This window comes from Waddliaceae bacterium (genome assembly GCA_018694295.1).
In the GTDB taxonomy this organism is placed as follows: Bacteria; Chlamydiota; Chlamydiia; order Chlamydiales; family JABHNK01; genus JABHNK01.
On sequence record JABHNK010000026.1, the window covers coordinates 1 to 7,276 of the forward strand.

At 41.2% G+C, this 7,276-nt stretch carries 8 protein-coding genes and 1 tRNA gene; 3 read left to right on the top strand and 6 right to left on the bottom strand.

The window, feature by feature from the left end; genetic code table 11:
• Window positions 1-304, top strand: a 304-nt coding sequence (locus tag HN980_03140; GenBank protein ID MBT6928475.1) for a hydrolase, incomplete at its 5' end; no start/stop codon positions are given.
• A gap of 170 nt (window positions 305-474) precedes the next feature.
• Here the strand turns inward: HN980_03140 and HN980_03145 are convergent.
• The 6 genes from HN980_03145 to HN980_03170 form a co-directional block, all read right to left on the bottom strand.
• On the bottom strand, window positions 475-1,053 hold the full coding sequence (locus HN980_03145) for an NUDIX domain-containing protein (GenBank protein ID MBT6928476.1): 579 nt from the start codon (window positions 1,051-1,053) through the stop codon (window positions 475-477).
• 19 nt (window positions 1,054-1,072) lie between these two features.
• Window positions 1,073-2,479 (bottom strand): MATE family efflux transporter, encoded by a 1,407-nt coding sequence (locus HN980_03150; protein MBT6928477.1) that lies wholly within the window; start codon window positions 2,477-2,479, stop codon window positions 1,073-1,075.
• 193 nt (window positions 2,480-2,672) lie between these two features.
• Window positions 2,673-3,119: a hypothetical protein gene (locus tag HN980_03155; GenBank protein ID MBT6928478.1), complete on the bottom strand. Its 447-nt coding sequence runs from the start codon at window positions 3,117-3,119 to the stop codon at window positions 2,673-2,675.
• A gap of 100 nt (window positions 3,120-3,219) precedes the next feature.
• On the bottom strand, window positions 3,220-4,458 hold the full coding sequence (locus HN980_03160; protein MBT6928479.1) for a hypothetical protein: 1,239 nt from the start codon (window positions 4,456-4,458) through the stop codon (window positions 3,220-3,222).
• 46 nt (window positions 4,459-4,504) lie between these two features.
• Complete coding sequence (locus HN980_03165; protein MBT6928480.1) at window positions 4,505-4,804, bottom strand: hypothetical protein; 300 nt, start codon at window positions 4,802-4,804, stop codon at window positions 4,505-4,507.
• A gap of 281 nt (window positions 4,805-5,085) precedes the next feature.
• Window positions 5,086-5,158, bottom strand: a tRNA-Asn gene (locus HN980_03170).
• 138 nt (window positions 5,159-5,296) lie between these two features.
• On the opposite strand from HN980_03170, the gene HN980_03175 reads away from it, so the two are divergent.
• Entirely contained in the window at window positions 5,297-6,151 is an 855-nt protein-coding gene (locus HN980_03175) for a transporter substrate-binding domain-containing protein (GenBank protein MBT6928481.1), read from the top strand.
• Window positions 6,152-6,248: 97 nt separating this feature from the next.
• Window positions 6,249-7,139 carry a S1/P1 nuclease gene (locus HN980_03180; protein MBT6928482.1) on the top strand — a complete coding sequence of 297 codons (891 nt, stop codon included), beginning with the start codon at window positions 6,249-6,251 and terminating at the stop codon, window positions 7,137-7,139.
• Window positions 7,140-7,276 lie beyond the last annotated feature (137 nt).

Genomic DNA, 7,276 nt, shown 5'->3' on the forward strand with positions numbered 1-7,276 from the left:
GTACCATATACAGTCGGGTTTTATCCGCACGAGATATCGTGAATCTTTTGAGTCCCCTTCTTTCCTTGAAGAAGGCGTTGTTTACGCCATCGAGGTCCCTATGAAGTCGGCGGCGCATACCTTCAAAAAAGGGCACTGCATACAGCTTCTGATATCGTCGTCGGACTTCCCTCATCATTCCCGCAATCTTAATACTGGCGCCGACAATGAAGAGACGTCGCACTATGTCACTGCCAAACAAACAATTTTCTATGGCGGAGACTACGACTCACACATCCTTTTATCAGTGATCAGTGACCAGTGACCAGTTATCAGTTATCAGTTATCAGTGACCAGTTATCAGTTATCAGTTATCAGTTATCAGTTATCAGTTATCAGTTATCAGTTATCAGTTATCAGTTATCAGTTATCAGTTATCAGTTATCAGTTATCAGTTATCAGTTATCAGTGAAGATGGGCTTTTGGTACGACGCTTCAAGCGCCGCAAAAAACCTTCTTTAATATGACAATAAGATCTGATTTTGCTTTATCTTCTCCCGACTCTAAAGCATCTATAAGATCTTTGGGGCCCATCCAAAAAGCTTCGTTAATATCGTCTTCATTATAATTTTCGACTTCTTCTGCATAGATAAAATATACTTTCATAAACGCCGATACTGGCGTCGAAATCGGAGATATATATGCCACCTCTTTGTACGGTATCACAGTAAGATCGATGTTTATCTCTTCTTCCGTCTCGCGGAATAATGCCTGTTCATAGGCTTCTCCTGCCTTAACATGCCCTCCGACGCTAGTATCGAGATGCAAAGGATATAAAATCTTATCTTTATGTCGTCGTGGAACCCATATCAATCCTTCATCATTGACGACAAAAGCATTGACAACGCGGAAATTTTTTATTCCCTCGGCATATATTTCCTCTCGCGATGCTTCTCCTATGATCTCATCGTCATCGGACACTATATTCATAATTTCAGTTATATCTCCGACAGAAGCAACTCCAGCAGCACAAATACATATCATGGCCGCCAATAAAAATGTTACTTTTTTCATAATACTACTTGCTCTGGGGTTATGGTAGCGGGCTTTCGGTGGTGACTAGGGCTGCATCGGGATCGACGACTTTTATTTTTTTCCAGTGTCCTTTTTTGAAGCGCGCGAAGACGAAGATCGCCGTTGTTATTGGTAGTGCGATAAACCCTGCCCATGCTACTATGGGGGTAGTATGGAATACTGTTATTAATGCTACCACCAAGACCGAGAAAAACCAGTGTGATATCACTGTTATCCTCATAACACTGCGGGTATCTCCGGCACCGCGCAATGCTCCTGCTATGCAAAGGTATGCCGACTCGAAGAAGACGTACAGTGCCGCCATACGTATCATCGTCGTCGCCATTGTTGGTATTATAGGTTTTGCTGCGGCTTCTTCTGCAGTAACGAATATTGCTACGAGGTATTTCGTTGCGAATAGGAAGAGCGACACCATGATAATATCGTATATTAGCGCCACGAAGACTCCGCGATATGCTGCCAGCTTTGCTTCTTCGATATTTCCAGCGCCCATATTTTGTCCTACCATGCTCGTTACGGCGATGGCAAGGCCATACATTGGCAGGAAGGCTATGAGATCCCAGCTCGTCGTTATCGTCACTGCGGCGGCGACATCGCTTCCATAGGAATGAAATTGCTGCATTATGGCGTTGAATGCTGCTATTATCAGGAAAAACTCTGCTCCTGCTGGGAATCCGAAGCGAATAAGCTTTTTGAACATCTTCATATCGAAGCGCATGTTTCCTATGATGTCATATTTTTTACGATATCGTTTTCTTAAGTATGAGCATGCCAGTATTGTCAGCGTCACAACAGCTCCTATTATGGAGCCATATGCCGCCCCTGCGACACCCAATGCTGGGACTCCAAGCTTCCCAAAGATAAGAATGTAGTTACATGGGACGTTTATTATCATCCCGATGACATCGGCGACCATGACCGTCTGACTTTTCCCCCTTCCGACGAAGAATCCTATCAATGCCGTCTTTAGAAGCCAGATTATTGAGGAAAATACCAAGATAGAGAAGTATGTGCATTCAAGCTGAAACTGCAAAGGATCGTGGTGTGATATAGAAAAAAGCCACTTGCCAACAGGTATACACAACAATATTATAGGATATGCTAAGACAGCCAATATTGCTCCCTGCGATACCGCCAAAGAACAGTCTTTGTATTTCTTGGCGCCGTAATGCTGAGCGACGAGAGCGTTGACATACCCTATAATGCCATACCAAAACGTCATAGCGAGAAAAACAGTTAGTCCACCTATCATCGCCGCCGACATATGCTGCTCGCCGATACGTGCAAGGAAGACCCTGTCGGTAAACATCATAATCGTCATGGACGCCTGTGAGACTATCATAGGGAGCGCCATAGCAAGCAGCTTTCTGGTACCGGTAATATGTGAAGAGAATTTGCGTAACATCGTAATATATCCTTATTTATGACCACAACTATAAGATATATCTCTTTTAGCATCAAGTAATTATTATAGTGCGACTTTGCCGCACAGTTCGGAGTTCAGCGTTCGGAGTTCGGAGACAGGAAATCGATCAGGCGATTTATTCAGCATTCATCAATCAGCATTCTGCATTAACTTTATACGCTATTCCTATACGCTAGTTTTTGCCATATATTGATGATGCTATGACACCGCTTATCGGGGTGCCTATCAGCCCTGTTATTGCCCAGTAGACGACGACTGTTGGCGCTATTGTCATGAAGTAGAGTGTCATATATAGACAGGGCAGTGCCCCTACCGCCCATACGCATAGCCCATAGAAAAGGCCTTTTACGACGAGATTTTTCCCTGGGAGTCCATTACGAAGCAGTACGTAGACAAAGACGAAGATGATATGCAGTACGAAGGTCGTGGCGAAGAAATCTATACCGGGGCCTCCTTCCATGGGCTTCCATATGTTGAGAGGTTCTAGTTGATATACCCAGGTGAACAGCCATCCGCATGTTATCATGGAGAAGACCATGCCAAAAAGTTGTATTGCCACGGCAGCGAGGAGTATTCTCCACGCTTTCATTTTTTCTTTTTTCTTTTTAATTTTTTTCATCGTGGTCTCCTTACATTTACGGACATTTACTCAAAATCTACATAATATATAAAAAACGTTTTTTTTCAAACTCTCAAATGGTGGGGTGGTGGGTAGGGTGTTAAATTTGCACGCTTTCTAACCCTGAAAATTCACATAGTTCTATTTCCGCTTTGACTGTACTTTTTCCTCTGCCAAGAGCACGCCTTCTTTTAGATAGGAACGTCTCTCCTAAATTATCAGCAACCCATTCTTTGACATCTAATGACGAAGTGCATGTTAAAGCCTTACCTACAATTTCTTTTGAAAAGTTCCCTACAAGAGCTGGCATTGATAGTACTAAAGAAGTAAAATCTCCAGATTTAAATTGTCTTTCCATAGCTTTAAATTTACCAAATAAAGACTCAATAATTTCAGAACTCCCGAGGTAGTGAATTCCTTTTACAAGACTTTCTTCTTGCTCTCGAAGAAAAGACTCCACTCTTCCGCCTAAGGAAACACATCGTGTATTCGTTGTGTAAAATTGATTTACTAATTTTAGATAATCATTTGCAACCCCACGATAATATCCTTTTTGATGGACTAGCCTTAATGCTTTCTCATTCATCTCCATGAGCATTTTATAGGTCTTTAAACTTTCTAGATATTCCTCAATCCAAGTTAATTTATTTTTTAAATGGGAAGCCAGGATTTGTCCTTTCTCTGAACTCAAATAACTTAAAAGAGAAAGTCCCCAATCAATCAATTTCTTTTCACTGTGCAAGCGGCCTCTAGAACGTTGTTTTGGTGGCAATAAATAAGAGAGTTCTGTCTGTTTCAGCTTTAAACTAAACTTTTGCAGGGCTTTCTTAAAGTTCTCCCAGACTTTATCATTCTTTAGCTCATGTCTGAGACAAGTATTGAGTTTGTGAGAAATATCTATCAGATGGACTGTCTCAGCAATGTTTTTCCTGAAAAGTCGAACTCCTTTTTTCATTACATGTTCTTCATCAGAAATTATTGCTAATGGCGGATTTTCTATTTTTTCACTTGATATTCTCAACACTTCTTGTACTTCTTCAGCTGTACAAGAATTCACAAGGCGCATTGCTAATACTTCTACATGCTTAAATGAAGGAATGAAATTTTCTTGGAAATCTTCAAGCTTAGCGCCCAAAACAAGCAGACATTTTTGAGTCCCCACTTGAATGCTGGCATCAACGATTTCAAACCAGTTATTACCAGGATATTTGAGGCAATGCATTTTAAAGCAACCAAATCTTAAAAGCCAATTTCGTACAGTTGTATACGCAGGTGCGATAATGTTTTTTAATGAATCGAATACTCTTACGAGTCCTCGAAACCCTACTGAAGAACGCATAAAGGAGTTTATCGATTCGTAGATTTTATCTAAGGAATATGTGTGATTAGCTAACTTTTCCTCTACCGGAAGAGTTTTTTTTTAGCTCTTCTTTTAACGTATCGTTTTCTTCTCTTAAATTAGCTAGATCTTTTTCAGCCTCTTTTGCTTGTTTTTTCCAGCGATCACGGCTTACTCCTACATCTCTAAGAGAACCTCTTAAGTTGACAAGCTGTCGTGATTTATGAGCTCCCTTAGTTCTTTGATTGTCGTAGGCGTTTCGAAGAGATTCTACAATTTTTTTGTTAGGGCTTTTATATTTAGGCATTACAGAAGTGCCTATTTTTGGTTCTTTTATGCGAGGCATATCAATTCCTTTGGTCTGTTATTTCTTTAACACTGCTTTATAAAGGCAGAGTAAGAAGCATAGTCAATTACATGTGAATTTTCAAGACCAAAAAGTCTACAAATTTAACACCCTAGGTGGTGGGTCAGGCATGAATTTTAAGGATCTATTGCCTAACTCTATGGCGCCAAAGGAAATATATGTCGCAAATAGAGAAAAATTCACGTGAATTTTGCATAAAACTGTCATTTTTTGACAGTTTCTTGCAAAAAAAGAGCCAGCTCAATTGAGCCGGCTCACTACTCCGGATGCAAGACTCGAACTTGCGACAAATTGATTAACAGTCAACTGCTCTACCAACTGAGCTAATCCGGAATATTAATCATTGATATTACAATATTTTGTGATTTCATGCCAAGGAATTTTAGTTGTGTCACGAAATTATTTGTTTTAAAAGCTTTTTAGGGCTATAAAAAAGTATTACCTCTTTAACATGATACATAGGAGTATGTCATGAACAATTTTATATCTCGCATATTTATGATATTCACGATCTTATCGACAATTATCATGCCGATGTCTTTACATTGCAAAGACATTGTCACTGGAGATTCTGAGACATTATCACGTATCAACAGTACCGGCGTAATAAAGGTAGGTGTTAATCCTTTATTCAGTCCGTTTTCATTTATCGATGATGCTGGCGAGCGTGCTGGCATTGACATTGAGATTGCGAAGCGTCTTGCCAGAAAGCTTAGCGTTGAGCTTGAGATCGTCGTCCCCAATTCTTTTGGGGAATTAATTCCCATGCTCCAGGATTGTGATATCGATATTATCATGGCAGCGATGAGCCAGGTATTCTATAGGACCAAGTTCATAGGTTTTTGCGATCCGTATTTTTATACAGGGATTTCAATAATGCTCAACAATGAAAAAGCAGCACAGCTCGGTCTTGACGGTGTTGCTTCATACGATGAAATCATGAAGCGTCTTGCTGAGAGCGGCTATGATGACAACATCACCATCGCCGTGACGAGAGGAAAATCCTCCGACAAGGCCATGAAACATTTTTTCCCTAAGGCACAAATCCAACGATATGATAGCAACGAAGAATCTGCTGCTGCAGTGTCTACTGGCAGGGCACATATCATGGTTCACGACGAATCTTTTCTTAAGCTATGGATTTTAAACAGCGAAGGCAAGTCTGGCGGCAATCTTTCTATAGTTCCCGGATATCTTAAGAACGATCAATATAGCTTTGCTGTAAGGAAAGGCAATCAAGAATTCATTAACATGCTAAATGTTTTCAATCAAGAGATTCATAACGAGTTCGCTTTTCAAGAGATTTTAGAGGCGTTTTTTTCGTAGAACATTATTTCTCTATACATTATAATGATACGCCAAGAGGTTTTATCGCCTTTTGGCGTTTTTTTGTTTTTTTATACCTCGTTAGGATGAGCTCAATATGTTTTCAAAAGCAAAAATCTTTATTTTATCGTTCATGTTTTTGGGTTCTTTTGCCTATGGAACCTTAGGTTATGGTTGGTATGACACCGGTCATATGCTTATAGCGCAGATCGCCAAAGAGTGCTGTTCTGACGATGTGGTAAAACGCGTAGAACAGCAGCTCGGCTATTTCCATGATGATTTCCCAGAATCCAGCACTTTCGTCACCTCTGCGTGTTTCGCCGATGATATTGTCCCCTTGGGGCGTTCATGGCATTTCATCACCTTGCCTTACGACCCCGATGATATCTTATCGCAGGAAGACGTATCACGCCTTATGGAGGTCTTCAAGAGCAGCAATGTTGTTACCGGCATCGACAGTGCAAGAGAAGCTCTTACCGACCCAAATGCAAGCGAATGGAATAAGAGCATCATGCTCAGATTTCTTATTCATTGCGTTGGCGACGTACATCAGCCTTTGCACTGTTGCACTCGCTATAGCGAGCAGTTTCCTTATGGCGACAAAGGCGGTAACCACTTCAAAATAAAGCGCTCTTGGGCGGAAAATTTACATGCCCTGTGGGATTCGGCGTGTAGCGCTGCCCAAAAAGAGCTATATCATCGTCCTCTTAACGAAGAAGATGCCGAGCAGATAGAAAACATAGCGCAACAGATTATGACCACCTATCCCCTCGATGGCTTCTCTAGCTACGACGACACAGACCCTGCTATATGGAGCGAAGAGGCTTATCGTATTGCTACTGAGGTGGCGCATCAAGATATCGCTTATGATGGCGAGCCTTCAGCAGAATATCTCCGTCGAGGAGAAGAAGCGTCGTTGCGGCAGATAGCTTTGGCTGGATATCGTCTGGCGAAGATGTTAGAAAAAATTTATAGCGAAGAAAAATAAGAGAGATGGCTCACAAACAAACTTGTTCTGCATTTTTATGGTCAAAGGTATTGAATATGCCCTTCTGGGTTATGTTCAACTTACTTCCTATCATCTTATATAAAGAGCTTGGCGCCTCGCCCTTTCATGTCACCCTA